Below are 24625 nucleotides of genomic sequence, written 5' to 3'. Positions count from 1 at the left end.
GTCGCCGGCCAGCAGGCCGCGGGCGGGCGTGCTGATCGCACCGCGGCCCACCATGCCCAGTGAATGGGCCTCGGCGAGCAGCCCGCTGACCGTGTCCGGCTGCAGACGCATCGCCCAGCGCGGACGGCGCCAGACCATCGCCCGGGACAACTCGGCGCCGTCGACTCCGGTGCCAGGAGCCAGTTCAGCCAGCACGCTCAGCATCAGCCGGCGGTCCAGCGGAGCCGCTGTCGAGTACAGCGAATCCGACAGCGCGGCAAAGGGTTTGTTGTCCGGGCCGCGGCTGCCGATCAGGGCGGGCCGGGCCGGCAGGTCCAGCCACGTCGCTGCCAGCAGGTGCCAGCGCACGGCAGTGGGGGATTCGATGAACCGGTCGGCGGCCACCGTCGGCGCCCAGTAGGGCCCGGTCCCGTCGCCCGGATCCGGATCGGGCATCCCCGCCGCGATCAGCCCTGCGCCCGCGGCCAGTTCCAGAAGAAGGCCGAGGCGCGGTTCGTCGATGCCGGTGGTCTTGGCCAAGCGCTTGACGTCGCGCACCCCGAGCCCGCCGTTGCGCAGCTCGGGAACCGGTGCGCTGCCGAGGGTTTCGATGATCAGGTCGATCTCGCGCAACAGGTCGATGGCGGCACCGGCGGCCACCGCGTCGGCGTCGGCAGCCGTCGTCGACGTCGCCTGGAGCACCGGCGTGGTCAACTCCACCGGGCCGGGCGCCTCGCCGCGCATCACCTGGCCGACGACGCGGGGCAGGATCACCGTCTCGGCGTCGATCCGGCGCAACAGCCCGGCCTCCACGAGCCGCGGCACCGGCCGGTCGGGCGGGGTGTCGGGCGCCGCATCGCGGGTGCGGCCCATCGGTGAGCCCTCCAGCAGCCGGGCCAGCAGTTCGCTCTGGGCCTCGTCCAGCCCCCCGAGCAGGTCGGCGATCTCGTCGGCGCTGCGATCCGAGGTCTCCACGGCGGCCTGGCCGACGAACCAGGGCAGGCCCGACGCCACCTCGGGCGCCACCCGGACGGCGGCCTCGCCCCACACCAGGGCCCGCTCGCGCAGATCTTCCAGCGCGGTGGTCACGTCGGCGGCGCCGACGCGCTCACCCAACAGTTCGCTCACCTCGGACACCGGGACCGGGTGGGTATCTGCGTGCAGGACCAGCAACGCGTCCAGGACGGCCAGCCGCAGGAAGTCCAGGGAATCGGTGGCAGCCTTGAGCGACTGACGTGAGGTGGCACGCGCGGCAAGCGCGGCGATCGTTCCCGGTGGCGGCTGGCTCAGGTCGGGCCGCAGCTCCAGCAGGCGGATGAGGCCCTTGTCGTCGAGGTCGGACAGCCAGGCACCCAGCGGGAATCCGGGAGTCTGTGCGGCGGTCATATCCTGACCAGCGTAAAGCAGCCCGCGCAATCCATCCCCGGTCGCTGCGCTCCTGCCCGCCGAGCCATCCCCCGGTGGCTGCGCTCCGGCCCGCCGGTCTCGCCTCCGGCGCAGGCGCCTGCCACAATATGGAGCGTGGCTGACAACAAGAAGAACCATTACGTCGACAACGGCTGGCCCGTGCTTTCCGACGGCGATGACCACGCCGTGAGCGAGCTCGCCACCGACCGCACCGGCGCACTGTCCCCGTTCGGCGATGTGACCTTTCCTTTGCCGGCCGACGAGCTGCCCTTCATCCAGTCGGCCACCGTCGTCAACAGGTAACAGTGGGACTGTCGCACCTCGACGAGTCCGGCGCGGCACACATGGTCGACGTCTCGGCCAAGGACGTCACCAAACGCACCGCGAAGGCCGTGGGCACCCTGCACACGCGGCCGGATGTGGTGGCCCTCATCGCCTCGGGCGGCCTGCCCAAGGGTGATGCCCTGGCCACCGCGCGGGTGGCAGGGATCATGGCCGCCAAACGGACTCCCGATCTGATCCCGCTGTGCCATCAGTTGGCGCTGACCGGCGTCGACGTGGACTTCGACGCCCGCGAGGCCGCGGTGGCCATCACCGCCACCGTGCGCAGCACCGACCGCACCGGGGTCGAGATGGAAGCCCTGACCGCGGTGAGCGTGGCCGCGTTGACGCTGTACGACATGATCAAGGCCGTCGACCCCGCCGCTCGCATCGACGACATCAAAGTGGTGCGCAAAGAAGGCGGTAAAACGGGATTGTGGGAAAGAACTACTCAGTGACGCGTTCGGCGCGGGTCATCATCGCCTCTACCCGTGCCGCAGCAGGGGTGTACGACGACCGGACGGGCCCCCTCATCGTCGGCTGGCTCTCCGATCGCGGCTACGACGTCACCGAGCAGGTGGTGGTCGCCGACGGGCACGCCGTCGGCGACGCATTGCGCGCCGCCCTGGCCGAGCGCGTCGACCTGATCATCACCTCCGGCGGAACCGGCATCTCGCCCACCGATGCGACGCCGGAATCCACCATGTCGGTGCTCGACTATCAGATACCGGGACTGGCCGACGCCATCCGGCGTGCCGGCGTACACAAGGTGCCCACCGCGGTGCTGTCCCGCGGCGTCTGCGGTGTCGCCGGGCGCACCCTGATCGTCAACCTGCCCGGATCGCCGGGCGGGGTCAAAGACGGGCTGGGCGTGCTGGCCGGCGTGCTGGAGCATGCCTTGGACCAGCTGGGCGGAAAGGACCACTCCGGGTGAGCGCATCCGTCGTACGGGTCGAACTGACCGAGACACCGATCTCGCTGACCGAATACGAGGCCCTGGTGGCCCACGAGGCAGCCGGAGCGGTGGTCGGATTCTGCGGGGTGGTGCGCGACCACGACGGCGGCCGCTCGGTCACCCGGCTCGACTACTCCGCGCACCCCGATGCCCTTCAAACCTTGCAAGAGGTGGCTGCCGAGGTGGCCGCGCAGGCCACCGGGGTACGTGCGATCGCGGTCAGCCACCGCATCGGAACCCTGAATATAGGAGACGCCGCCCTGGTGGCCGCTGTGGCAGCGGACCATCGCGGGGCGGCGTTCGAAACCTGTGCCCGTCTCGTCGATACCGTCAAAGAGCGGCTACCGGTGTGGAAGCACCAGTACTTCTCCGACGGCACCGACGAATGGGTCGGCTCGGCCTGAAACTCAGCTGTTGATGACGACGTTGCCGTCGAGGCCCTGGTTCTCGATGGCCTGCTGGATCTGATCGACGTAGCTGACCGGCTGTACGGGGGCAGGCGCCGCTTCGGGAGCCGGGGCCTCCGGGGCGGGCGCGGGAGCCTCGGGTGCGGGCACCTGCAGTGCGGCATCGGCGATCGGGGCGGCTTCAGGAGCCGGCGCCAGTGCGGCGTCCATCGGGGCTGCCTCGGGTGCCGGGGCCGGAGCATCGGGTGCCGGCGGCAGCGGGGCGTCCATCGGGGCTGCCTCGGGTGCCGGGGCCGGAGCGTCGGGTGCCGGCGGCAGTTCACCGTTGACCGCGGGCGCATCCAGCGGGGCAGGAGCGGGCTCGGCGACCACGTTGCGCGGGGTGGAGCCCGACAGGCCGCGGCCGCAGACCGGCCAAGCGCCCTTGCCCTGGCCTGCCAGCACGCGCTCGGCGACGGCGATCTGCTGTTCCTTGGTGGCCATGTAGGCCGACGGGGCGTACTCGCCACCGCCGTTGGAACGCCACGTGCTCGGCGAGAACTGCAGCCCGCCGTGGTAGCCGTTGCCGGTGTTGATCGCCCAGTTACCGCCGGACTCGCAGCGGGCTACCGTGTCCCACTCGCCGTCGGTGGCGGCCATGGCCTGTCCGGCCAGTGCGAGGCCGCTGCCACCGAGCACAGCTCCGGTGAAGGCGATCTTGGCGACATTCTTTGCTGAAGACGAGGAAGTGGGCTTGCGATGCCGTCCACTCATAAGCGTGAAGGTCCTCTCGTATGCGCCCACGAGGTCAGCTGTCGGGTTCGGATGGGAGAGGTCACCCGGCCGGCGTCGTCGAAACGGCGACGGCTTCACCCCAAGGAGCCGCAAGCGGCTCCTGGTCCTGAAATAAATCGGTGGACCGGTTGGGTCCCCCGCCTCCATCCTTGTTGTTCGTCGTGACCCTCGCCCGATGGATGGAGCTCGGCGCGTCGGTATGAGGGTGGGTCAACTGATTAGGGTCGGTTGACTTGGGAATGAACGGTAACGGCTCCCCGCAATCCCGTCACCTTTAGCGGCCTCGGGCGTTTTGCCCCTTGGCAAACTCTAAAAGTTGTTTAAAGGTGCAGGTTATTTTCGCGTTGTCGCAGGTGGACGCGACGCTCCACCTCGCTGTAGCCAGCTCGTGACCATTTCGTTATGTGATGCAAATCACGTTAGCCGCCGGCGAATGGCGGTAACACATCAATGGTTTGAGACGTTGAAAGCGGCTTGTCCATATCGCGGACGGCCATGCCGTCCGACAGGTATGAGCAGCGCTTAAGCACGCGCGCGAGCTCCGCGTCGCGACCGCTGAGATGCTCGACAAGCGTCGCGATCGTCGAATCCTCCGCCAAACCTAACGTTTCCGTATCAACTCCGGCCGCGGCGGCCGCAGCGGCGAAATAACGGACCGTCACGGCCACGGTGTGCTCCGTCATCTAGCCGCCGATCGCGCTCATCGGCCGCACGGGCTGCACGAAATCCGGGTCGTTGATCCCGTGTCCCGCGGGCTTTGCCCACATCGCCGTCCGCCAGACCGTTTCGATGGCGGCGTCGTCGGCGCCACCGCGCAGCAGCGCGCGCAGGTCGCTCTCCTCGGTGGAGAACAGGCAGCTGCGAATCTGGCCGTCGGCGGTCAGCCTCGTGCGGTCACAGTCCGAACAGAACGCGTGCGACACGGAGGCGATCACTCCGACGGTGCCCGCGGGGTGATCGGCGCTCGCCGCGACCTGCCAGAGCTCGGCAGGCGCCGAGCCGCGCGGCTTCGGATCGGGCCGCAGGTCGAAGTGGCGGCGCAGGGTGCCGAGAATGGCCTCGGAGTCGATCACCGTGCCGCGCTGCCAGGTGTGCCCGGCGTCCAGCGGCATCTGCTCGATGATCCGCAGCTGATATCCGTGATCCAGGCAGTAGCCCAACAGGTTCACCACGTCGTCGAGACCCGAGACCGGGTCGAGCACCGCGTTCACCTTCACCGGCTGCAGTCCGGCGGCCTTGGCGGCCGCCAGGCCGTCGAGCACGTCGGCCAGTCGGTCCCGGCGGGTGATCCGGGCGAAGTGGGTGGCGTCGACGCTGTCCAGCGACACGTTGATCCGGTTCAGCCCGGCCTCCTTGAGGCCGGCGGCGCGGCGGGCCAGCCCGACGCCGTTGGTGGTCAGGGTGATCTCCGGCCGCGGGCGCAGCGCCGCGGCGGCGGCCACCACATCCTCGAGGTGGCGCGTCACCAACGGCTCACCACCGGTGAACCGCACGCTGGTGATGCCCAGCCGGGTGACTGCGATACGCAACAGCCGGCTCAGTTCGGCGGTGCTGAGCAGGGCCTCTCCGGGCAACCAGTCCAGCCCCTCGGCGGGCATGCAGTAGGTGCATCGCAGATTGCACTTGTCGGTCAGCGAGACCCGGAGGTCGGTGGCGACGCGGCCGTAGGTGTCGACCAGCGGGCCACTCGTCGGGGCCGGGGCGAGAGACGCACCGATGGCCGGTCCGTCGGATCGATGCACCGTGGGCAACCCGAGTGGGGTCAGGGTCATACCGCGGCCTTCAGCGAGTCGACCGGGACGATCTCCTTGCCCAGCGGCACCAGCGAGACCGGGATCAGTTTGAGATCGGCCAGCGCCAATGGGATTCCGATGATGGTCACCGCCATGGCCACCGCGCTCACCAGATGGCCCAATGCCAGCCACCAGCCGAACAGGACGATCCAGATGATGTTGCCGACCAGGGCGCCGGGCCTGGTGCCGGGCTTGTCCACGATGGTCCGGCCGAACGGCCACAGGGCGTAGGAGGCGATGCGCAGCGAGGCGAACCCGAACGGGATGGTGATGATCAGGACGAAACAGATCAGTGCGGCCAGCAGATATCCCAGCGCCAGCCACAGGCCGCCGAAGACCAACCAGATGATGTTCAGTATCACTCGCATTACCGGCGCATCTCTCTTCCAGAGGTGGTTCCAAGCCTACCGAGTAATAGGGGTGAAGCACCCAGCCAGGGCCGAGTAAGATCGCTCCATCGCGTCCCGGCGCTGACGGGACGCGAGCTTTATGTGTGTAGGTAGTTCTGACAAGACGAGCGGGTGAGTAGCAGTGCCGACCGGCAAGGTGAAGTGGTACGACGCCGAAAAGGGCTTCGGCTTTGTGTCCCAAGAGGACGGTGAGGACGTCTATGTGCGGTCCTCGGCGTTGCCCGCGGGTGTCGAAGGACTCAAGGCCGGTCAACGTGTTGAGTTCGGCGTGGCTGCCGGCCGTCGCGGCCCGCAGGCGTTGAGCCTCAAGCTGATCGACCCGCCGCCGAGCCTGAGCCGGACCCGGCGCGAGGCCGAGCGTCCCGAGCACAAGCACACTCCCGATGAGCTGCACGGCATGGTTTCGGACATGATCACGCTGCTCGAGGACATCGTGCAGCCCGAGCTGCGCAAGGGGCGCTACCCCGACCGCAAGGTCGCGCGCCGGGTGTCCGAAGTGGTCAAGGCCGTCGCGCAGGAGCTCGACGCCTGATCCTCTGGTGCGCCGGGTGTTGCTCGGCGCACTGTGCGGCCAATATGTAGGTATGGCCCAGGGCACCTACATCGCCGACAAGTCCACTTCCGGCGAGTTCAACCGCGACACCAACTACATCACCACCAGGATCACTGCTGATGGTCGTGACGGTTACCCGGTTGAAGCCGGCCGGTACCGGCTGATCGTGGCGCGGGCCTGTCCGTGGGCCAACCGCACAATCATCGTGCGACGCCTGCTGGGCCTGGAAAGTGCTCTGTCCATTGGCTTTTGCGGTCCCACCCATGACGCGCGCAGCTGGACGTTCGACCTCGATCCCGGCGGTGTGGACCCGGTGCTGGGGATTCCGCGGTTGCGTGACGCCTACCTGAAGCGTTTCCCGGACTATCCGAAGGGCATCACCGTGCCTGCGATCGTCGAGGTGTCCACCGGTGAGGTGGTGACCAACGACTTCGCCCAGATGACGCTGGACTTCTCCACCGAGTGGACGGCGTACCACCGTGAGGGCGCCCCGCAGCTGTATCCCGAGCCGTTGCGCGAGGAGATCGACACGGTGGCCAAGCGGATCTACACCGAGGTCAACAACGGCGTGTACCGCTGCGGGTTCGCCGGCTCACAACAGGCCTACGACGCCGCCTACGACCGGTTGTTCACCGCGCTGGACTGGCTGACCGACCGGCTGCGCAGTCAGCGTTATCTGGTGGGCGACACCATCACCGAGGCCGACGTGCGCCTGTTCACCACGCTGGCCCGGTTCGACCCGGTCTATCACGGCCATTTCAAGTGCAACCGGGCCAAGCTCGACGAGATGGATGTGCTGTGGGCCTATGCGCGGGATCTGTTCCAGACGCCCGGATTCGGCGACACCATCGACTTCGTGCAGATCAAGCAGCACTACTACATCGTGCATTCGGACATCAATCCGACGCAGGTCGTTCCCAAGGGCCCGGACCTGGCCAACTGGCTGACGCCACACGGCCGGGAATCCTTGGGCGGCAGGCCTTTCGGTGACGGAACTCCGCCCGGGCCGACGCCTGAGGGGGAGCGGGTACCGGCCGGGCACTCAGCGGGTTAGCGCGCGTCCGCCGGCTCGCGGTCCGGCCAGACCGTGCTGACCGACCACTCGGCGTGGGGAAGGGCGAACTCCTCGCCGTTCTGGTCCTGCACCAGGGTCAGCATCTGGACCGCCAGCCCGGTGAGCCGGCCCCGGTTGGGATCGACAGTGGGGATGGTGACGGCCAGCGTCGTCTTGGGTGCGAAGTACGTGACCGTCGTGTCGATCGGGTTCTCGTACACGCGCAGCAGCCGCCACGGTGCCCGGGCGACCGAACTGGGCACCGAGAGCTGGACCGGACTCTCCTTGGTGACCCGCAGCTCGCCCGCATCGCGCGGTTCCTTGCAGTCGTCGAGGTTGAGCACCTCGCAGTATTGGAACGGCCCGACCCGCACCGCATGCCCGTGCGAGTACGCACTGATCTCCGGCAGCTGGTCGCCGTGTGAACTGTGGAGCCGCCAGACACCCACCGCGGTGCCGGCAATCGCCAGCACGACCACGGTCGCAAGGATCGCCAGGACGCGCTTCATCGGGACTCCCACTGTGCTGTCGTCGGTGCTGTCTGGGGACGGCTGCCGCCTTCCCGTGCGGCGTGGACCGGGCGGTTACCACCCAGGCCGGGAATCAGTGATTCGCCGCGATAGCTCACGATGGTCTGCGCCAGGCCCAGTATCAGCACGGCCGTGATCGTAGTGAACCCGACTGTGAGGTCTGTATAGATCAGCACCCCGGTGGCGCCGCCGGCCACCCAGGCCAGCTGCAGCGCCGATTCCGACCGGCCGAACGCCGAGGCCCGCGAGGCCTCGGGCAGGTCGTCCTGAAGGGATGCGTCCAGTGAGGCCTTCGCGATCGCACTGGCTCCGGAGGTGACCAGGGTCGCCCCGGCCGCCACCAGCAGGTTGCCGGTGAGGGCGGTGGCCAGTGCGACGGCGGTGACCGCGGCAGCGGCCCGCACCACCAGCTGAGCGGGATGGCCGAGCTTGAGCCGGGCCGCGGCGATGTTGCCGCCGAAGTTGCCGATCCCCGCCGCGGCCCCGATCAGGCCGAGGATCAGCAGCTGCTCCCAGCCGCTGGCATCGTGAGATTTGGCCACGAAGGCGGGGTAGAGGAACAGGAATCCGACCATCACCTTGATGGTGCAGTTGCCCCACAACGCGGTGATGGTGTTGCGGCCCAACGGCTGACGCTCCGCCTTGGGCTTGCCTGGGTGCCTCCGCGTCTCGCCCGGGCCGCCGGATTGGCCGTGATAGCTCAGCGTGGTGGGCACCTCGCCCTCGGTGACCTCGACCCACTTGGGGATCCGCATGGACAGCACCGCACCGGCGACGCTGACCGCGACGACCACGTACAGCGCTCCGGGCAGTTGCGCGACGTTGAACAGGTATTCGGCGCCCGCGGCGATGCCGCCGCCGACGACGGTGCCGCCGAGCAGGCCGAAGGTGGTCAACCGGGAGTTCACCCGGACCAGGTCGATCGACGGGGGCAGCACACGCGGGGTGACCGCGCTGCGCAGCACCGAGAAGGATTTGGACAGCACCATCATGCCCAGCGCGCACGGGTAGAGCACCCAGGACGGATAGCTTCCGGTGGCGCCGTCGTAGTTGGCGATCAGCACCAAGATCAGCACGGTGCGCAACGCGAACGAGGCGGCCAGCGCCATCCGGCGGCCGTGCTGCAGGCGGTCCAGCGCGGGCCCGATCAGCGGGGCGATCACCGCGAACGGGGCGATGGTGATCAGCAGGTAGAGCGCGACCTTGCCCTTGGACTCCCCGCTCGCGGCGGCGAAGAACAACGTGTTGGCCAGCGCGACGGCCATCGCCGCGTCGACGGCGAAGTTCGCCACGACCGGCCAGGTCAATGCGGTGAGCCCGGACTTGTCGGCGCCGTCGGCAGTGGCGGCGCGGTGCACGAAACCGTACATCCGCGAGCCCATTTCGCGGCTGCGTGCCGCGGCCGCCCGGGTGACGGTGACCTTCTCGCCCGCCGCTGATCCGACCCCGCGCGACGGCGGCGTCTCGTCTGCCGAGTGCGCGGCGGTGTGTTGCTCATCGAGCGGCGGCAGCCAGCGGTTGGAGCTGGGCACCGATTGCCTCGGTGGCCGGCGCGGCGTCTCGTCGCTGGGGTAATTGGCCATTCCGGGATGTTCCGCGCCGTGATCGGCCGGCGGCCGCGGCGGGTAGTAGGTCACCCCCTGATTCTCTCTTATCCGGCGCGCAGGCGGCCGACAGCCGACCGGTGTGGCCCGAGGTTGCCCCGATCAGGCACTATGGAGGCAATGGAAAGCGTGACCGAATCTGCTGAGCAGACTCCCGACTCCGGCTTGACGGCCGGCCCCGAAGCGCCGTCGCAGGAGCAGGAGGCGTTGCTTGTTGGTGCCGCCGAGCAGGCCCGTGCGGCGTTGATCGAGTTCAGCGGTGAGGGCACCGTGGGCGAATACCTCGGCGTCAGCGTCGAGGATGCCGCCTCCGCCACGCACCGGTTCCTGGCCGATCTGCCTGGCTACCGCGGTTGGCAGTGGGCCGTCGTGGTGGCGGCTTACCCGGGCGCCGATCACGCGACGATCAGCGAGTTGGTCCTGATTCCGGGGCCGACGGCGCTGCTGGCGCCGCAGTGGGTGCCGTGGCAGGAGCGGGTCCGTCCCGGTGATCTCGGGCCCGGTGACCTGCTGGCGCCTCCGCCGAACGATCCGCGTCTGGTCCCGGGCTACGTGGCCACCGGGGATCCGCTGATCGACGACGTCCCTCTCGACCTCGAGCTCGGCCTCGGCCGGCGTCAGGTGCTCAGTGAGTGGGGGCGCGGGCAGGCAGCGCAGCGTTGGCACGACGGCGATTACGGGCCGGGTTCGGCGATGGCCCGCTCGACGCGCCGGGTGTGCCGCGACTGCGGGTTCTACCTACCGCTCGGCGGTGCGCTGGGCTTGATGTTCGGTGTGTGCGCCAACGATCTGTCGGCCGACGGGCATGTGGTGGAGGCCGAGTACGGCTGCGGGGCCCATTCGGACACCCCGCAACCGCCCGGCACCGGCTCGCCGATGTATGAGCCGTACGACGACGGTGTGCTCGACGTGGTGGACTGAGCTCTGCTCAGTTCTCGGCGGCGGCCTTGATCCGCGCCAGCGAGGCGTTCATCCCGTCGACGAGTTCATCCTCGAAGCTCGGGACTCCGCCGAACAATGCGCCGACCAGAGCGTTGGACACGGCTGTCGTGCCGTTCTCGGCGTGACGGGACTCGGTCACCCGGGTGCCGGTGGCGGTCGGCTCCAGTTCGTAGCTCCACACGGTGTTGTTGCCCTCCACCAGGAACGCGAGCCTCTTGTTGTCGACGACCTCGGTGATGCGTGACGTGGTGGGCCAGAACATGAACTTGCGCCGGTTGAGATTGAACGTGCGGGTTCCCGGGCGGAGCGGGCCGAGGGTCTTCATGAACCGGCACTGCGGGCTCCACTGCGGCATCCGGCTCAGGTCCGAGATGAGCCCCCACACTTTGTCGACCGGTGCGTCGATGTCGATGGTGGCTTGCAGAAGTGGTGCGGCCATGGTGTCTCCTCAGGTCAATCCGCTTTGCGCACCGCGGGATCCGCGGCGCACCGCGCGGCGCTGGATCAGAAAGATAGTCGTGCCCAGAACGCCGATCGCCAGCCCGGCGATTGTGAACGGCCGCCAGTGTTGCAGACCGCCGACGGTGAAGGCCACGATGGTCGCGATCAGCCAGCCCGCGGCGATCACGACGATCACGGGCCACGGCTCCAGCAACGCGGCGGGCAGGGCCGGCGGCTGCGGCGCCGACGTGTCGTTGGTGTCCTCGGTCATCGGTGACCAACGTATCCGATGCGATGGGGATTCATTGGTCTTGGTTTTAGCCCTTTACTGTCGCAGCCTCAGTATTATTTCCGATGTGAAGGATCCGGATGCGCGGCTCGCGAATGACCTGGCTCTGGCGGTTGTCCGTCTCGCGCGTCAATTACGTACGCGGCGTGCGCAATCCCCGGTTTCGCTGACGCAGTTCTCGGCGCTGGCCACCTTGGTCAAGGAGGGCGCGATGACGCCGGGGGCCCTGGCGGTGCGTGAACGGGTGCGCCCTCCGTCGATGACCCGGGTGATCGCCTCACTGGCCGAGCTGGGGCTGGTGGCCCGCGCGGCTCATCCGGTGGACGGACGCCAGGTCGTGGTGTCTGCCTCGCAGGCCGGGATGACCCTGGTCGAGGCCGAGCGCCGGGCGAGCCAGGAGTGGCTCAAGTCCCAGCTCTTGCGGCTGGATCCCGATGAACGCCAGACACTGCTCACCGCCACCGATCTGATGTCGGCCATGGTTCTCGAAGGCGCGTGAGTCTGCTGCAGGTCATCGACATAGCGGATCCGGCCGATTCCCGATTGGACGACTTCCGCGATCTCAACAGCGTGGACCGCCGGCCCGATCTACCCAGTGGCAAGGGTCTGGTGATCGCCGAAGGGGTGCTGGTGGCCCAGCGGATGCTGGCCTCCCGGTTCGTCCCGCGCGCGCTGCTCGGCACCGACCGGCGCCTGAAGGAGCTGGCCGCCGATCTCGAGGGCGTGGATGTGCCGTTCTACCGGACCAACGCGGACGTGATGGCCGCCGCGGTCGGGTTCCACCTCAACCGTGGCGTGCTGGCCTCGGCTTCGCGCGCGCCCGAGTTGTCGGTGGCGCAGGTGATTTCCGGGGCCCGCACCGTGGCGGTGCTGGAAGGGGTCAACGACCACGAGAATCTCGGGTCGATCTTCCGCAACGCCGCCGGGCTGGCGGTCGATGCGGTGGTGTTCGGCGCGGGGTGTGCTGACCCGCTGTACCGGCGGGCGGTGCGGGTTTCGATGGGCCATGCCCTGCTGGTTCCGTTCGCGCGGGCCGAATCCTGGCCTGGCGATCTGGAGCTATTGCGGGACAGCGGGTTTCGGCTCATGGCCATGACACCGGATCCGGCCGCCGCGACATTGTCGGAGGCGATGTCGCAGCTCGACGGCGATCGGGTGGCGGTTCTGGTCGGCGCCGAGGGCCCGGGTCTGACCGAGCACACGATGCGGGCCAGCGACGTGCGGGTGCGCATCCCGATGTCACGCGGCACCGATTCGCTCAACGTCGCCACGGCGGCGGCGCTCGCGTTCTATGAACGTGCGAGGCTCGGGAGCTGAGATCGCGTTAGATTGATTCCGTGACCGACGATTCCACGCCGTGGGGGACCGGATTGACGGTGGCCGCCTTCGTGGCCGCGGTGCTGGGTGCGGCGATCGTGGTGCTCGGGGTGGGCCTGCTGCGGGTCCACCCGCTGCTGGCGGTCGGGCTGAACATGGTGGCCGTCGGCGGACTGGCCCCCACCGTGTGGGGCTGGCGGCACCGGCCGGTGTGGCGCTGGTTCGTCCTGGGTTCGGGCGTGGGAGTGGCGGGTGGCTGGCTGGCGCTGCTGGCGATCGGGTTGACCCAGGGCTGAATCCGGGCCGACCCGGGCCGCTCAGGCCACCAGCTCTGCCGCGGTGTAGTTGGCGTCGAGCAGCCCGGCGACGGCCTCGTCGCGGCGGAACTGCCTGCCGTGGACCGCGAACATCCTTTCGGCCGTGGTGGTTTCGGGCTGCCAGCCGGTTTCGGTCAGGTAGTCCGCGACGGCGTTGCGGTCGCCCGGGAAGATCAGCTCCGACAGGTCGTCCACCTCCAGGCCCTGCTCGCGCTGGTGGTCGGTCAGTGTGCGTATCCGGCTCTCGGCCAGCTCGGAGTGCCCGCTCATCCAGTCGGTGGCGATGCGGCTGCCCGGTGCGCTGAGCGCGGTGATGTTGTCGAACAGCCGGTCCTGGGCGTCGGGAGGCAGGTACCCGAGCAGTCCTTCGGCGATCCACGCGGTCGGGGCCTGCGGGTCGAAGCCGCGGGCGCGTAGGGCGGCGGGCCAGTCCTGGCGTAGGTCGATGCCGATGGCGTGCAGTTCGGCGGCCGGCGCGGCGCCCAGGTCGGCGAGTGCCCGGCCCTTGAACTCGATGACGGCCGGCTGATCCAGTTCGAACACCGTCATCCCGGCCGGCCAGGGCAGCCGGTAGGCGCGGGCGTCCAGGCCAGAGGCCAGGATGACGGCCTGGCGGATGCCCGCCTCGACGGCGGTCAGGAAGAAGTCGTCGAAGTAGCGGGTCCGGATCGCCATGCCGTCGGCGATCACGTGCGGGTCGAGCGGCTCGGCGGCGCCGTCGGCGACCAGGTCGCCCTGGGCCATGCGCACGTAGTAGTCCACCCCGACGGCGTCGACCAGGGGCCGGGCGTACGGGTCGGAGATCAGCGGGTCGGTGGCGCTGGAGGCCAGGGCACGGGACGCGGCAACGCCGGTGGCGGTGGCGCCGACGCCGCTGGCCAGATCCCAGGTGTCGTTATCGGTGCGTGGCATGACCCCTCCAGATGTATAGCAAAGCTAGTTATTAGCCACTATAACTAACTTTCGGCCAAACTGGAGGGTCGCGTTCGCCACACGACGGTTAGCTGTGTCTTGTGCACGATATTCCGCGGCTACCGCGGAAAATCGTGCACAGATCGCAAGAAGCGATCAGGGCTGGGTTCCCGACGACCGCACGCCCAGCAGGACGTCCTCCCAGGCCGGAACCGCGGGGCGGGCCTTGCGGCCGCGCTTGGGTGCCGGGGGAGCGGGTGCGGGAATCGGCTCGGCCGGTCGGCTGAACTGCTCGGGCGCCACGGCCGGCGTCTCCGCCACCTCGTGGGTCTCGTGGTTGTCGAAAAGGTGCGGCACCGCGGCGACGGGGCGCAGCGGACGGCCGAAATCGGGGTTGATCAGCTGGCGGGCCGCATCGTCTGATGCGGAGACGGTCCCGCCGTGCGCTCCGGGGGTGTACCGGAAGTGTGCGACGTTGTCGGACCGGCCGGCCTTCCAGGCCAGCTGCACGGTCCACCGGCTGTCCTCGTTGCGCCAGGCGTCCCAGGCGATCGAGTCGGGGTCGAGACCTCGGGCCACCACGGCCTGCGTGACGGTTTCCAGCAGGGTCAGCACCGAGGGGCCGTCAGCCAGCACCGGGTGCGCCGCGGTGGCCAACTCGGCCGCGCGGGCGCGCTCCAGCAACACCGGATGGGCGAACCGCTCGACCCGCTCGACAGGCACCCCGGCTGCTTCGGCCAACTGCTCGACCGACGCCCCAGCGCGAATCCTTGCCTGAATCTCCTTGGGTCGCAGCACGTTCTGCACCTCTACATCGATGTCGGTCTGATTCGAGGCGACCTTGTCACCGCGCATCGCAGCACGCAGCCGGTCATCGACACGCACACTGAACATGTCCTTGGCGGAGTCGTCGGATTCACAGATGATGCGTCTGCCGTCTACGTTCAAACCAACGACTCTGAGTTCTCGCATACCGACCAAACCTCCTGCGCGAACCCTACTGCGTTATGGGCCCGTTACCGGGCTGACACGCTGGCGGGACAGACCCGGAGATGAAGGTTCGCTCAGAGCTGCCCGACGACCCAGTCGACGCAGCTGGTCAGGGCGCTCACGTCGTCGGGCTCCACCGCCGGGAACATGCCGATCCGCAACTGGTTACGGCCCAGCTTCCGGTAGGGCTCGGTGTCCACGATCCCGTTGGCCCGCAGCACCTTGGCGACCGCGGCGGCGTCCACCGAATCGTTGAAGTCGATGGTGCCGACGACCTGCGAGCGCAGCGCCGGGTCGGTGACGAACGGGGTGGCGAAGCTCGACGCCTCGGCCCACGAGTACAGCCGCTGCGAGGAATCCGCGGTGCGCTTGACGGCCCAGTCCAGCCCGCCGTTGCCGTTGAGCCAGTCGATCTGCTCGGCGAGCAGGATCAGCGTGGCGATGGCCGGGGTGTTGTAGGTCTGGTTCTTGAGGCTGTTCTCCACCGCGATGGGCAGCGACAGGAAGTCGGGCACCCAGCGGTCCGATGCGCCGATCGCCTCGATCCGGGCCAGGGCCGCGGGGCTGACGATGGCCAGCCACAGGCCGCCGTCACCGGCGAAGTTCTTCTGCGGCGCAAAGTAATACGCGTCGGTGTCGGCGATGTCGACGGGCAGGCCGCCGGCGGCCGAAGTGGCGTCGATCAGCACCAGCGCATCGCCGGCCGGACGCTGCACCGCCACCGAGACGCCGGTCGAGGTCTCGTTGTGCGCCCAGGCGACGGCATCCACCGACGGGTCGGACTGCGGCTGCGGTGCGGTGCCCGGGTCGGTCTTGACGATGATCGGGTCGCCGATGAACGGGTTCTTGGCCACGCACGAGGCGAACTTGGCGCTGAACTCGCCGTAGGTCAGGTGAAGAGACTTCTTGTCGATCAGGCCGAAGGCCGCGGCGTCCCAGAATGCGGTCGAACCGCCGTTGCCGAGGATGACCTCGTAGCCGTCGGGAACCGAGAACAGTTCGCGCAGGCCATCGCGGACGCGGCCCACCAGATTCTTGATCGGCGCCTGCCGATGGGACGTGCCGAACAGATCCCCGGCAGCGGCCAACGCGGTCAGTTGCTCGGGACGGACCTTGGAGGGTCCACATCCGAAACGGCCGTCGCGGGGCTTGAGGTCGGCGGGGATGATCAGTTCAGCCATGGGACCAGCCTAAAGTCGGCCGCTACCGCGTCAAAATTCGGGCGCCGTCCGTGGTGACGGCCACAGTGTGCTCACTGTGTGCGGCGCGGGCGCCGGTGGCGCTGCGGAGCGTCCAGCCGTCGGGGTCGTGGACGTAGTCCGTGGTGCCATCCGCGATCAGCATCGGCTCGATGGCGATCACCAGGCCGGGCTGCAATGTCAGGCCTTCCCCGGGGCGTCCCGAGTTGGGCACGTGCGGCGCCTCGTGCATGGTGCGGCCGATGCCGTGCCCGCCGTGGTTGGCCAACAGGCCGTATCCCGCCTCGCGGGCCACCGACTCGATCGCGTGGCCGATGTCACCCAGCGTGTTGCCGGGCCGCACCGCGGCGATCCCGGCGGCCAGGGCCGCATCCGTCGCCTCGATCAGTGCGCTGTCGGCCGCCCGCGGTGTGCCGATCACGAAGCTGCGGGCGGCGTCTCCGCACCAGCCGTCGAGGATTGCCCCGAAATCCACCGACACCAGGTCACCGTCGGCGAGGGCGGTGTCGTCGGGGATGCCGTGGACCACCGCGTCGTTGACGCTCACGCACAGCACCGCAGGGAAGGGTTTGGGCGCCCACCGCGGGTGGTAGTTCAGGAACGGCGAGGAGGCGTGATGTGCGGCGAGGATTTCGGCGGCGATCCGGTCCAGATCGGCGGTGGTGTGCCCGGCGGCGGCCTTCTCGGCGATTGTTCGCAATGTTTCGGCAACTACTGCACCAGCTGCGGCCATCGCCTCTACCTGCTGCTTTGTCTTCAGATCGACCACGTGTGGTTACCAATCGGCAAACGATTCAAATCAGGCATGGACTTTTACTCGATACCTGCGGTACCGTTTGTACAACAAGTGGGTAGATGTAAACCTCAGACGATTATAGAGAGGTCTGCAACATGGCTCGGACCAAGATGGTCAGGCGCTGGCGCAAGAACATGGACGTCAGCGACGACATTGAGTACGTCGACATGCTCGCGACACTGTCCGACGGGTCGGTGCGACGCAACTTCAACCCGTACAAGGACATCGAGTGGGATTCGCCCGAGTTTGCGGTGATCCCTAACGATCCGCGCTGGGTCCTGCCGTCGACCGACCCGATGGGTGGTCACGCGTGGTACCAGGCGCAGCCGATCGAGCGGCAGATCCAGATCGGCATGTGGCGCCAGGCCAACGTCGCCAAGGTGGGTCTGCACTTCGAGAACATCCTGATCCGCGGCCTGATGGAGTACTCGTTCTGGGTGCCCAACGGCTCGCCGGAGTACCGGTACTGCCTGCACGAATCCGTCGAGGAGTGCAACCACACCCTGATGTTCCAGGAGATGGTGAACCGGATCGGCATGGATGTGCCGGGCATGCCGCGGCTGCTCAAGTGGATTCAGCCGCTCATCCCGCTGGCCGCGGGCCCGCTGCCGATCCCGTTCTTCTTCGGCGTCCTCGCCGGCGAGGAGCCCATCGACCACACGCAGAAGAACGTGCTGCGCGAGGGCAAGGCCCTGCACCCGATCATGGAACGGGTCATGGCGATTCACGTCGCCGAGGAGGCCCGCCACATCTCGTTCGCGCACCAGTACCTGCACAAGCGGGTGCCGAACCTGCGTCGCCGTCAGCGCTGGATCCTGTCGCTGTTCGTGCCGCTGACCATGCGCATCCTGTGCTCGGCCATCATCGTGCCGCCGCGGGCGTTCTGGAAGGAATTCGACATCCCGCGCTCGGTGCGCAAGGACCTGTTCTTCGGTTCGCCCGAGTCGCGCAAGATGCTGCGGGACATGTTCGGCGATGTCCGCATGCTGTGCCAGGACACCGGCCTGATGAACCCGATCGCCAAGCTCATCTGGCGGATCTGCAAGATCGACGGGCCGCCGAGCCGTTACCGTAGCGAGCCACAGCGCGAGCACCTGGTCTCGGTCGCCTAAAGCTCCTCCCGGAGGGTTCGAAGGTTTTTTTATGCCCCATGTGATCACCCAGTCGTGTTGTAGCGACGGGTCCTGTGTCTACGCGTGCCCGGTGAACTGCATTCATCCGTCACCGGATGAGCCGGGCTTCGCGACGGCCGAGATGCTCTACATCGATCCCGAGGCATGTGTGGACTGCGGCGCATGCGTCAGTGCCTGCCCGGTCGGTGCGATCGCGGCCGATACCCGGCTGACCGAGAAGCAACTGCCGTTCGTCGAGCTCAACGCCGCCTTCTACCCGAAGCGCGAAGGCAAGCTGCCGCCGACGTCCAAGCTGGCGCCGGTGATCGCGGCGCCGAAGGTGGCGGCGCACTCCGGTGGGCCGTTGACGGTGGCGATCGTGGGCTCGGGCCCGGCCGCCATGTACGCGGCCGACGAACTGCTGACCCAGCGCGGCGTGCGGGTCAATGTCTTCGAGAAGCTGCCGACGCCCTACGGGCTGGTGCGGGCCGGTGTCGCACCGGACCATCAGAGCACCAAGCGGGTCACCCAGCTGTTCGACGTCATCGGCAAGCAGCCGGGATTCAAGTTCTTCCTCAACGTCGAGGTGGGCAAGCACCTGTCGCATGCCGACCTGTTGGAGCATCACCACGCCGTGTTGTACGCGGTGGGCGCGCCCAACGATCGCCGGCTCGAGATCGACGGCATGGGGCTGCCCGGCACGGGCACGGCGACCGAGATGGTGGCCTGGATCAACGGGCACCCCGAGTTCACCGACCTGCCGGTGGACCTCAGCCATGAGCGGGTCGTCATCGTGGGCAACGGCAACGTCGCATTCGACGTGGCCCGGGTGCTCACCACCGATCCGGATGCGTTGGCCCGCACCGATATCTCCGATCATGCGCTGGCGGCCCTGCGCACCTCGAAGGTTTCCGAGGTGGTGATCGCGGCCCGCCGCGGCCCCGCTGAGTCGGCCTTCACCCTGCCCGAGCTGATCGGCCTGACCGCGAGCTGCGACGTCGTGCTCGACGAGGCCGATCACCAGCTGGTGGTGGCGGACTTGGCCCGCGAGACGGATCCGTTGACCCGTAACAAGCTGGAGATCCTGGCCAAGCTGGGCAATGCCTCCGCGCCGCTGACCCGGCCGCGGATCCGGCTGGTCTACCGGCTCACCCCGCAGCGTGTGCTGGGTGAGGACAAGGTCAGCGGGATCGAATTCGGCGTGACCGGTACCGATGAGGTGCGCACGCTCGACGCAGGGCTTGTGCTGACCTCGATCGGGTACCGCGGCAAGGCAATTGCCGATCTTCCGTTCGACGACGCCGCCGCTGTCGTGCCCAATGACGGCGGACGGGTCCGGGACACGGCCGGCGCGTACGTGGCCGGCTGGATCAAGCGCGGGCCCACCGGCTTCATCGGCACCAACAAGTCGTGCGCGGCGCAGACCGTGCACCAGCTGGTCGACGACTACAACGCCGGCGTGCTGACCGATCCGGTGCACAAGCCGGCCGCCCTGGAGAAGCTGGTGCGCACGCGCCAGCCCGCCATGGTGGACGCCGCCGGATGGCAGGCGATCGACGCCGCCGAGATCGCCCGCGGTGGCGAGGACCGGCCGCGTGACAAGTTCACCTCGGTCGACGAGATGATCGCCGTCGCAGCGACTGCACCGAAACCGACAGTGCGGCAGAGGGTTCTGGCCGGTCTGCGCTGACCGGCGCGCTAATCGGCGCGCTAATCGGGCACGGTGAATCCGAATCCGCGTGCGGTGGGTACCGCGATCAGGTCGGCGCACGCCCTCGGCTGGAACCGGGTGATGAACTCGTCCTCCTGGGCGGCCCACCGGTCCCAGTGCGGCCGGTAGGTGTCGCCGTCGCGCTCCAGTGCCCGGCGCTTGCGCTCGGCGTCGTCGGCATCGACCCAGATGCCCAGATCTGCCAGGGCCCGGGTGGCCGGGGTGAGTGCACCGATGCCCTCGACGATGAGGCGTTGTCCCGGTTCTATCGCGTGCCAGCCGCTGGGCGCATCCGTCGCCCACTCCCATTGCCGCCAGCGTCCGGTGCGGCCCGCCGCCCGCGGGGCGAGCAGTGATCGCCGCACATGATCTGCGGCCCAGAGCAGTCCGTCCCAGCCCGGGTAGATGTCGTCGAGCCGGACGACGGCGCTGCCGGTCCACTCGTCGTGCAGGTCGAGCGCCAGCGTCGACTTGCCGGACCCCGAACGGCCGTCGATCAGGACCGTCGTCGCGGCCGCGCCGAGGCGGCGCAGGATGTCATCGAGTGCCAATGAAGTTCCATGTCCCGCACGCCACCGACACCGCGATCGCTGCTGCCGCGATGACGAATCCAGCCGCGATCAGGGCGAATTCGCGTGCGCCGAAAGGTGATGGGCGTGCCCAGGTCCGCTGCGGGTAGGCGCCGAACCCGCGCGCTTCCATCGCGGTGGCGAGCTTTGATCCGCGGCGCACGGCGAACACCAGCAGGGCGAACGCCTGCCCCGCGATCCGCCGCACCCGGGCGTGATCGGCCACGCCGCGGGCCCGCCGGGCATACCCGAGGTATCGCCAGTCCTGCCCGAGCAGACCGACCATCCGCAGGCCGGCCAGTGCACCGATCACGAACCGGGCGGGTAGTCGCAGCACCTGGCCCAAACCGTCTGCCAACTCGGTCGATTCGACGTCGATGAACAGGATGACCGAGGGCAGCGCGATCGCCAGCACGCGAAGGAAAGTGGCCACCGCGAGGGCGATCGACCCGTCGCTGACGGTGACGAGGAAGAAGTGCCAGTACACGGTTCCGCTGGTCTGTCCGTAGAGCAGGATGGTGACAGCGGTCAACGCTGCCGCGACGACGACCACGGCGCTACGGGCCAGCGCTGCGCGGAGTCGCACACCGACCGCGGCGAACAGCACGATCTCACCGGCCAGTGCCGTCAGCGCCGACACCCAGTCCACCGAGAGCACCAGGGCGCCCGCGATGATCAGCGCCGTGAGCAGCCGTGCGACCGGATTGATCACGGCGTCGTCTCCGTGGTGGGCTCCCAGTCCGGCAGCTCGATCCGGGCGTCGGCCAGCAGAGCGGCGAAGTCCAGATCATGGGTGGCCGCGACGACGGCCGTTCCGGCGTCGGCGATCTCGGCCAGCAGCCGGGTCAGTTCCTCCCAGGTGCGGCGGTCCTGCCCGAACGTGGGCTCGTCGAGGATGATCACCCTGGGCGCGGTCGCCAGCATCGTGGCCACCGACAGCCGGCGCTTCTCCCCGCCGGAGAGGGTGTAGGGGTTCACCGCTGCGAGGTGGGTCAGGTGCAGGCGTTCGAGCAGTTCGTCGGTGCGCGTGGTGATTTCGGCGGCGCCGAGCTTGATCGCTCTGGGGCCCAGCGCGAGTTCGTCGCGCACCGTGCCGGCGAGGAACTGGTGCTCGGGATCCTGGAACACGCTGCCGATCCGGGTGAGCAGCTCTTTCGACCGCCACTTGACGGGTTGTCGCCGCGACGGCGAGGGCGCGAAGCCGGCGTGCGCCTCGAGCCGGCCGGCGGGCACGGGCAACAGCCCGCCGATGGTGAGCGCCAGTGTCGACTTGCCCGCGCCGTTCGGGCCGGTGATCACCGTCGTCTGGCCGGCATCGATCTCGAAGTTCAAACCGATGTGCATCGGGGGATCGCCGGGATGCGCCAGGGCCAGATCTGCTGCGCACAGCAATGTTTCGGCCCCATGAGATCGGTGGCGGGTGATCTCGGGCAGCGGGGTGTCGGGTACCCAGACACCCGATCGGACCAGGTAATCGTGGTTGCGCCGGATGGTCTGGTCCGGGGTTCCGTCGGCGATCACCTCACCGTCGGCGCCGAGCACGATGACCCGGTCGATGACCGGCAGCCATGTCTCCGTGCGGTGCTCGATGACGATGAGCGTCGCGCCGGTCCGGGCGGCCGACTCGGCGACGGCGTCCCGTACCTCGACGACGCCGGCGGGGTCGAGGTTGGCCGTGGGTTCGTCGAGCAGGATGAGCCCGGGGTCCATCGCGATCACCCCGGCCAGTGCGAGGCGTTGCTTCTGTCCACCGGAGAGCTCCGAAGTGGATTGGGACAAAACGAGATTCAACCCGACGGCGTCGAGTGCGGTTCGGACTCGGGGCCAGATCTGGTCGCGCTCGACACCGAAGTTCTCCATGCCGAAGGCGACGTCGTCACCGACCCGGGACAGGATCACCTGGGAGTCGGGATCCTGGAGCACCATGCCGATCCGGTGGCGCTGCTCAGCCGGTGCGGCGCCGTCGACCAGCAGGCTGCCGGTCTGCCGGCCTTCCTCGGCGCCGCCGAGCAGACCGGCGATGCCGTGCAGCAGAGTCGATTTCCCGGCGCCGGACGGACCGAGCAGCAGCACCCGCTCACCGGCTTCGATCCGCAGGTCGAGGTCCCGCACGGCCCAGGTGGCGCGTCCGGCATGGCACCAGCCCCAGCTGTGCGCCGTCACCGTGGCGCCGGTGCCGTGCGGTGAGCTCATCGAGCGTCGGGGCCGATCCGGCCCGAGGCGAACCGGCTCAGCGCTCCGGTCTTCGCCAGCCCCCGGACCGCGAACCAGGACAGCAGGCCGGCGACGAGCGCACCGGAGACGATCGCCGAGACGGTGTAGATCGCGGCGAAGGTGTTCGCCGACCCGGGGTACCACAGGATGAGGTCGTTGATGGCCAGGGCCAACCCCGCGACGGCGCCCGCGATCATGGCGACGGGCAATCCCCAACGGCGGTACAGGAACACCGCGAAGACCAGTTCCGCGCCGAGACCCTGTACGAGGCCCGACTCGAGGGTGAGCACGCCCCACTGGTTGCCGACCAGTGCCGACACGGTGGCGGCGACGAGCTCGCCGTACAAGGCAGCGCCCGGCTTGCGGATCACCAGGGCGGTGAGCACGCCGGCGAACAACCAGCCCCCGGCGAGCAGTGCCTGCAGGCCGGGAAGCAGTGCTGTCAGCGGCGCGCTGATCGGGTTGGACGCGATGTTCCACACGACGAACACCAGCCCCGACGCTGTCGCGAGGACGCTTGCGACGACGATGTCCACCACCCGCCAGCTCAGCGCGCGGGCAGCCGGCGTGGTGTCGGCGGGCTGGGTGTTCATCGATCTCCTTTGCTCCGGCACGCCACATCGCGGGGCATGTGCGGCACTCAGTATGAACTGTGCCGAGCCGGGCAGACGTCGGCTACCAGAGGTCGCCGCTGCGCCAATCGCAGATCAGGGGCACTGACTCGGCGAGATCGCGAGCCGCTGGGTCCGTCGGCAGCAGGAAGATCCGGTCGTCGGCGTCGTAGGTGTCGATCAGCCCGTCAGGGGTGTCGGCCTGGGTGGGGCCGTTCCAGCGTTGCCAGCCTCGGCCGGCGTAGAACGCGGCGGCGCTCTCCACGGCGTTGAGCGCACCGAGGGCGTGCCGCGCGCGGATGATGGCCTCGGTGTGGTCCATCACCAGGCGGCCCAGACCGCGGCCCTGCTGGTCGCCGCGCACGGCGACACCTTCGACGTAACCGGTGTCGAAGACGTCATCCGCGTGGCGCAGCGTGCGGGGCACCACCGCCGAGTGGGCCAGTAGTTCGCGATCCTCGGTGATGAGCACGTGCACGCCGTCGACGCCATGGAGCCAGTCGTGCGAGCGGAAGCCGTCACCGAACGCCGAGCGGACCAACATCTCGCCCGAACCCAGCAGGTCGCGGCTCAGTTCCCCGGGCTCGGCGATCAGGACGTCGATCACCTGCTCAGGATGCCACCTGACGGGTTACTGCCCCGACTGCATGGCCTGCGCGATCTCCTCGGGGCTGACCTCCCGGACCGGCTGACCGAGTGACCACAGGTGGCCGAACGGATCGCGCACGACGCCGTAGCGGTCACCCCAGAACTGGTCTTCCAGCGGCATGACGACCTCTGCGCCGGCGTCGACCGCCTTGGCGAACACCGCCTCGACGTCGGTCACGGTGAGGTGGATGGTCACCGGGCTGCCGCCCAGCGCCTTGGGCGTCGACGGTTTGCCGTCGTTGTACTCGGGAAAGTCGTCGTTGAGCATGACGGTGGATCCGTTGACGGTGAGCGCGGCGTGGATCAGCTTGCCCTCGGGCCCCGGTACGCGGCCCAGCTCGATGGCGCCGAACGCCTTGACGTAGAAGTCGATTGCCGCGGCGGCATCGTCGACAACCAGATGGGGAATGACTGCGGGGGTTACTTCGATCGCCATCTTCTTCTCCTGATCAGTGAGCGGACTCAATACAGACCCGCGCGGCGGGCGGATCTCATCGCCGGACAACTCCCATGCAACCACCGGGGTCTGACACGTGTATGAACCGCTCGGACAGATCAGGTGACGGAGAAGGTCCGCGGCAGCTCGGTGCGTCCGGTCAGCGCCATCAGCACGGTCTCGCCCTCACCCAGCTTCACCGCGATCTGTGTTGCGAGCACGCCTGCCGCTTCCAGGACTTCGGCCGGCAGGTCCGCCGAAATGCCTGTGGCCCTTGCGATGTCGAGGCTGTGGACGGCGAGCTCGAAGACGCGGGTCGGCAGGTACTGGCTCA

Annotated in this window: 30 protein-coding genes, 2 pseudogenes and 1 riboswitch; of the genes and pseudogenes, 12 read left to right on the top strand and 20 right to left on the bottom strand. The window is 68.6% G+C overall.

Annotated features, from left to right (window positions below; all coding sequences use genetic code 11):
- A pseudogene (locus TX88_RS35305) lies at positions 1 to 1365 on the bottom strand (helicase-associated domain-containing protein); the annotation flags it as partial.
- Between the two features lie 126 nt (positions 1366 to 1491).
- Here TX88_RS35305 and TX88_RS23745 point away from each other — a divergent pair.
- Genes TX88_RS23745 through TX88_RS23730 form a run of 4 tightly spaced genes read left to right on the top strand, consistent with a single transcriptional unit; the run spans position 1492 to position 3066 of the window.
- A complete protein-coding gene (locus TX88_RS23745) occupies positions 1492 to 1689 on the top strand; it encodes a hypothetical protein (RefSeq protein WP_044520345.1) in 198 nt (65 codons plus the stop codon).
- Between the two features lie 2 nt (positions 1690 to 1691).
- A complete protein-coding gene (gene moaC, locus TX88_RS23740; protein WP_084622094.1) occupies positions 1692 to 2165 on the top strand; it encodes a cyclic pyranopterin monophosphate synthase MoaC in 474 nt (157 codons plus the stop codon).
- Positions 2162 to 2641 carry a MogA/MoaB family molybdenum cofactor biosynthesis protein gene (locus tag TX88_RS23735; protein WP_044520343.1) on the top strand — a complete coding sequence of 160 codons (480 nt, stop codon included), beginning with the start codon at positions 2162 to 2164 and terminating at the stop codon, positions 2639 to 2641. Before moaC ends, TX88_RS23735 begins: the two co-directional genes overlap by 4 nt.
- Positions 2638 to 3066, top strand: a complete 429-nt coding sequence (locus tag TX88_RS23730; RefSeq protein ID WP_044520341.1) for a molybdenum cofactor biosynthesis protein MoaE — start codon at positions 2638 to 2640, stop codon at positions 3064 to 3066. Before TX88_RS23735 ends, TX88_RS23730 begins: the two co-directional genes overlap by 4 nt.
- Before the next feature lie 3 nt (positions 3067 to 3069).
- Here TX88_RS23730 and TX88_RS23725 read toward each other — a convergent pair whose 3' ends face one another.
- From TX88_RS23725 to TX88_RS23710, 4 genes are all read right to left on the bottom strand, one after another.
- Entirely contained in the window at positions 3070 to 3822 is a 753-nt protein-coding gene (locus TX88_RS23725; RefSeq protein WP_044520339.1) for a transglycosylase family protein, read from the bottom strand.
- Positions 3823 to 3830: 8 nt separating this feature from the next.
- Positions 3831 to 4015: riboswitch (cyclic di-AMP (ydaO/yuaA leader) on the bottom strand.
- A gap of 247 nt (positions 4016 to 4262) precedes the next feature.
- Positions 4263 to 4526, bottom strand: a complete 264-nt coding sequence (locus tag TX88_RS23720; protein WP_044520338.1) for a MoaD/ThiS family protein — start codon at positions 4524 to 4526, stop codon at positions 4263 to 4265.
- Positions 4527 to 5615 carry a GTP 3',8-cyclase MoaA gene (moaA, locus tag TX88_RS23715; protein WP_044520333.1) on the bottom strand — a complete coding sequence of 363 codons (1089 nt, stop codon included), beginning with the start codon at positions 5613 to 5615 and terminating at the stop codon, positions 4527 to 4529.
- Positions 5612 to 6004: a YccF domain-containing protein gene (locus TX88_RS23710; protein WP_044520326.1), complete on the bottom strand. Its 393-nt coding sequence runs from the start codon at positions 6002 to 6004 to the stop codon at positions 5612 to 5614. Before TX88_RS23710 ends, moaA begins: the two co-directional genes overlap by 4 nt.
- 163 nt (positions 6005 to 6167) lie before the next feature.
- Between TX88_RS23710 and TX88_RS23705 the strand changes: the two genes are divergently transcribed.
- Together TX88_RS23705 and TX88_RS23700 are read left to right on the top strand one after the other, a co-directional pair.
- Positions 6168 to 6578: a cold-shock protein gene (locus tag TX88_RS23705; protein ID WP_044520322.1), complete on the top strand. Its 411-nt coding sequence runs from the start codon at positions 6168 to 6170 to the stop codon at positions 6576 to 6578.
- Between the two features lie 52 nt (positions 6579 to 6630).
- Positions 6631 to 7653 (top strand): glutathione S-transferase family protein, encoded by a 1023-nt coding sequence (locus TX88_RS23700; protein ID WP_044520321.1) that lies wholly within the window; start codon positions 6631 to 6633, stop codon positions 7651 to 7653.
- Here TX88_RS23700 and TX88_RS23695 read toward each other — a convergent pair.
- Both TX88_RS23695 and TX88_RS23690 read right to left on the bottom strand, forming a co-directional pair.
- On the bottom strand, positions 7650 to 8162 hold the full coding sequence (locus tag TX88_RS23695) for a DUF2771 domain-containing protein (protein ID WP_044520320.1): 513 nt from the start codon (positions 8160 to 8162) through the stop codon (positions 7650 to 7652). The genes TX88_RS23700 and TX88_RS23695 overlap by 4 nt on opposite strands.
- Positions 8159 to 9766, bottom strand: coding sequence for an MFS transporter (locus TX88_RS23690; protein ID WP_210742344.1), 1608 nt, complete (start codon positions 9764 to 9766; stop codon positions 8159 to 8161). The genes TX88_RS23695 and TX88_RS23690 overlap by 4 nt, the downstream gene beginning before the upstream one ends.
- A 141-nt stretch (positions 9767 to 9907) precedes the next feature.
- On the opposite strand from TX88_RS23690, the gene TX88_RS23685 reads away from it, so the two are divergent.
- A complete protein-coding gene (locus TX88_RS23685) occupies positions 9908 to 10708 on the top strand; it encodes a DUF3027 domain-containing protein (RefSeq protein ID WP_110918188.1) in 801 nt (266 codons plus the stop codon).
- A gap of 7 nt (positions 10709 to 10715) precedes the next feature.
- On the opposite strand, the gene TX88_RS23680 is transcribed toward TX88_RS23685, so the two are convergent.
- Entirely contained in the window at positions 10716 to 11168 is a 453-nt protein-coding gene (locus tag TX88_RS23680) for an SRPBCC family protein (RefSeq protein ID WP_044520318.1), read from the bottom strand.
- A gap of 9 nt (positions 11169 to 11177) precedes the next feature.
- Positions 11178 to 11441 (bottom strand): DUF2530 domain-containing protein, encoded by a 264-nt coding sequence (locus TX88_RS23675; protein ID WP_044520317.1) that lies wholly within the window; start codon positions 11439 to 11441, stop codon positions 11178 to 11180.
- Positions 11442 to 11526: 85 nt separating this feature from the next.
- On the opposite strand from TX88_RS23675, the gene TX88_RS23670 reads away from it, so the two are divergent.
- From TX88_RS23670 to TX88_RS23660, 3 genes are read left to right on the top strand one after another with little or no spacing between them, the layout of a single operon-like run.
- Positions 11527 to 11958 (top strand): Rv0880 family HTH-type transcriptional regulator, encoded by a 432-nt coding sequence (locus TX88_RS23670; protein WP_044520316.1) that lies wholly within the window; start codon positions 11527 to 11529, stop codon positions 11956 to 11958.
- Positions 11955 to 12776, top strand: a complete 822-nt coding sequence (locus tag TX88_RS23665; RefSeq protein ID WP_044520315.1) for a TrmH family RNA methyltransferase — start codon at positions 11955 to 11957, stop codon at positions 12774 to 12776. Before TX88_RS23670 ends, TX88_RS23665 begins: the two co-directional genes overlap by 4 nt.
- Positions 12777 to 12796: 20 nt before the next feature.
- Entirely contained in the window at positions 12797 to 13072 is a 276-nt protein-coding gene (locus tag TX88_RS23660) for a DUF2537 domain-containing protein (protein ID WP_044520314.1), read from the top strand.
- A gap of 21 nt (positions 13073 to 13093) precedes the next feature.
- Here the strand turns inward: TX88_RS23660 and TX88_RS23655 are convergent, their stop codons facing one another.
- The 4 genes from TX88_RS23655 to map form a co-directional block, all read right to left on the bottom strand.
- Positions 13094 to 14005 carry a class I SAM-dependent methyltransferase gene (locus tag TX88_RS23655; protein ID WP_044520313.1) on the bottom strand — a complete coding sequence of 304 codons (912 nt, stop codon included), beginning with the start codon at positions 14003 to 14005 and terminating at the stop codon, positions 13094 to 13096.
- Positions 14006 to 14161: 156 nt separating this feature from the next.
- Entirely contained in the window at positions 14162 to 14977 is an 816-nt protein-coding gene (gene sepH, locus TX88_RS23650) for a septation protein SepH (RefSeq protein WP_044520312.1), read from the bottom strand.
- Positions 14978 to 15069: 92 nt separating this feature from the next.
- On the bottom strand, positions 15070 to 16176 hold the full coding sequence (gene serC, locus TX88_RS23645) for a phosphoserine transaminase (protein WP_044520311.1): 1107 nt from the start codon (positions 16174 to 16176) through the stop codon (positions 15070 to 15072).
- 22 nt (positions 16177 to 16198) lie between these two features.
- Positions 16199 to 16963, bottom strand: a complete 765-nt coding sequence (gene map / locus TX88_RS23640) for a type I methionyl aminopeptidase (RefSeq protein ID WP_044520310.1) — start codon at positions 16961 to 16963, stop codon at positions 16199 to 16201.
- Between the two features lie 122 nt (positions 16964 to 17085).
- On the opposite strand from map, the gene TX88_RS23635 reads away from it, so the two are divergent.
- Positions 17086 to 18102, top strand: coding sequence for an AurF N-oxygenase family protein (locus TX88_RS23635; protein ID WP_044520309.1), 1017 nt, complete (start codon positions 17086 to 17088; stop codon positions 18100 to 18102).
- A 31-nt stretch (positions 18103 to 18133) separates the two neighbouring features.
- On the top strand, positions 18134 to 19792 hold the full coding sequence (locus TX88_RS23630; RefSeq protein WP_044520308.1) for a 4Fe-4S binding protein: 1659 nt from the start codon (positions 18134 to 18136) through the stop codon (positions 19790 to 19792).
- Between the two features lie 20 nt (positions 19793 to 19812).
- On the opposite strand, the gene TX88_RS23625 is transcribed toward TX88_RS23630, so the two are convergent.
- The 7 genes and pseudogenes from TX88_RS23625 to TX88_RS33970 form a co-directional block, all read right to left on the bottom strand.
- Complete coding sequence (locus TX88_RS23625; RefSeq protein ID WP_044520307.1) at positions 19813 to 20364, bottom strand: nucleoside/nucleotide kinase family protein; 552 nt, start codon at positions 20362 to 20364, stop codon at positions 19813 to 19815.
- The gene (locus TX88_RS23620) at positions 20351 to 21094 is read right to left on the bottom strand and encodes an energy-coupling factor transporter transmembrane component T family protein (protein ID WP_211155847.1); all 744 of its coding nucleotides are present in this window, start codon (positions 21092 to 21094) and stop codon (positions 20351 to 20353) included. The genes TX88_RS23625 and TX88_RS23620 overlap by 14 nt, the downstream gene beginning before the upstream one ends.
- Complete coding sequence (locus TX88_RS23615) at positions 21091 to 22575, bottom strand: ABC transporter ATP-binding protein (protein WP_044520305.1); 1485 nt, start codon at positions 22573 to 22575, stop codon at positions 21091 to 21093. Before TX88_RS23615 ends, TX88_RS23620 begins: the two co-directional genes overlap by 4 nt.
- Positions 22572 to 23189 carry an ECF transporter S component gene (locus TX88_RS23610; RefSeq protein WP_044520304.1) on the bottom strand — a complete coding sequence of 206 codons (618 nt, stop codon included), beginning with the start codon at positions 23187 to 23189 and terminating at the stop codon, positions 22572 to 22574. The genes TX88_RS23615 and TX88_RS23610 overlap by 4 nt, the downstream gene beginning before the upstream one ends.
- A gap of 82 nt (positions 23190 to 23271) precedes the next feature.
- Complete coding sequence (locus TX88_RS23605; protein ID WP_049925308.1) at positions 23272 to 23814, bottom strand: GNAT family N-acetyltransferase; 543 nt, start codon at positions 23812 to 23814, stop codon at positions 23272 to 23274.
- Positions 23815 to 23838: 24 nt separating this feature from the next.
- Positions 23839 to 24291, bottom strand: coding sequence for a VOC family protein (locus TX88_RS23600; protein ID WP_044520303.1), 453 nt, complete (start codon positions 24289 to 24291; stop codon positions 23839 to 23841).
- A 119-nt stretch (positions 24292 to 24410) separates the two neighbouring features.
- A pseudogene (locus TX88_RS33970) lies at positions 24411 to 24625 on the bottom strand (mycothiol maleylpyruvate isomerase); the annotation flags it as partial.

This window comes from Mycolicibacterium septicum DSM 44393 (genome assembly GCF_000455325.1).
Lineage (GTDB): Bacteria > Actinomycetota > Actinomycetes > Mycobacteriales > Mycobacteriaceae > Mycobacterium > Mycobacterium septicum.
This window is presented reverse-complemented; position numbering and strand designations above follow the sequence as displayed.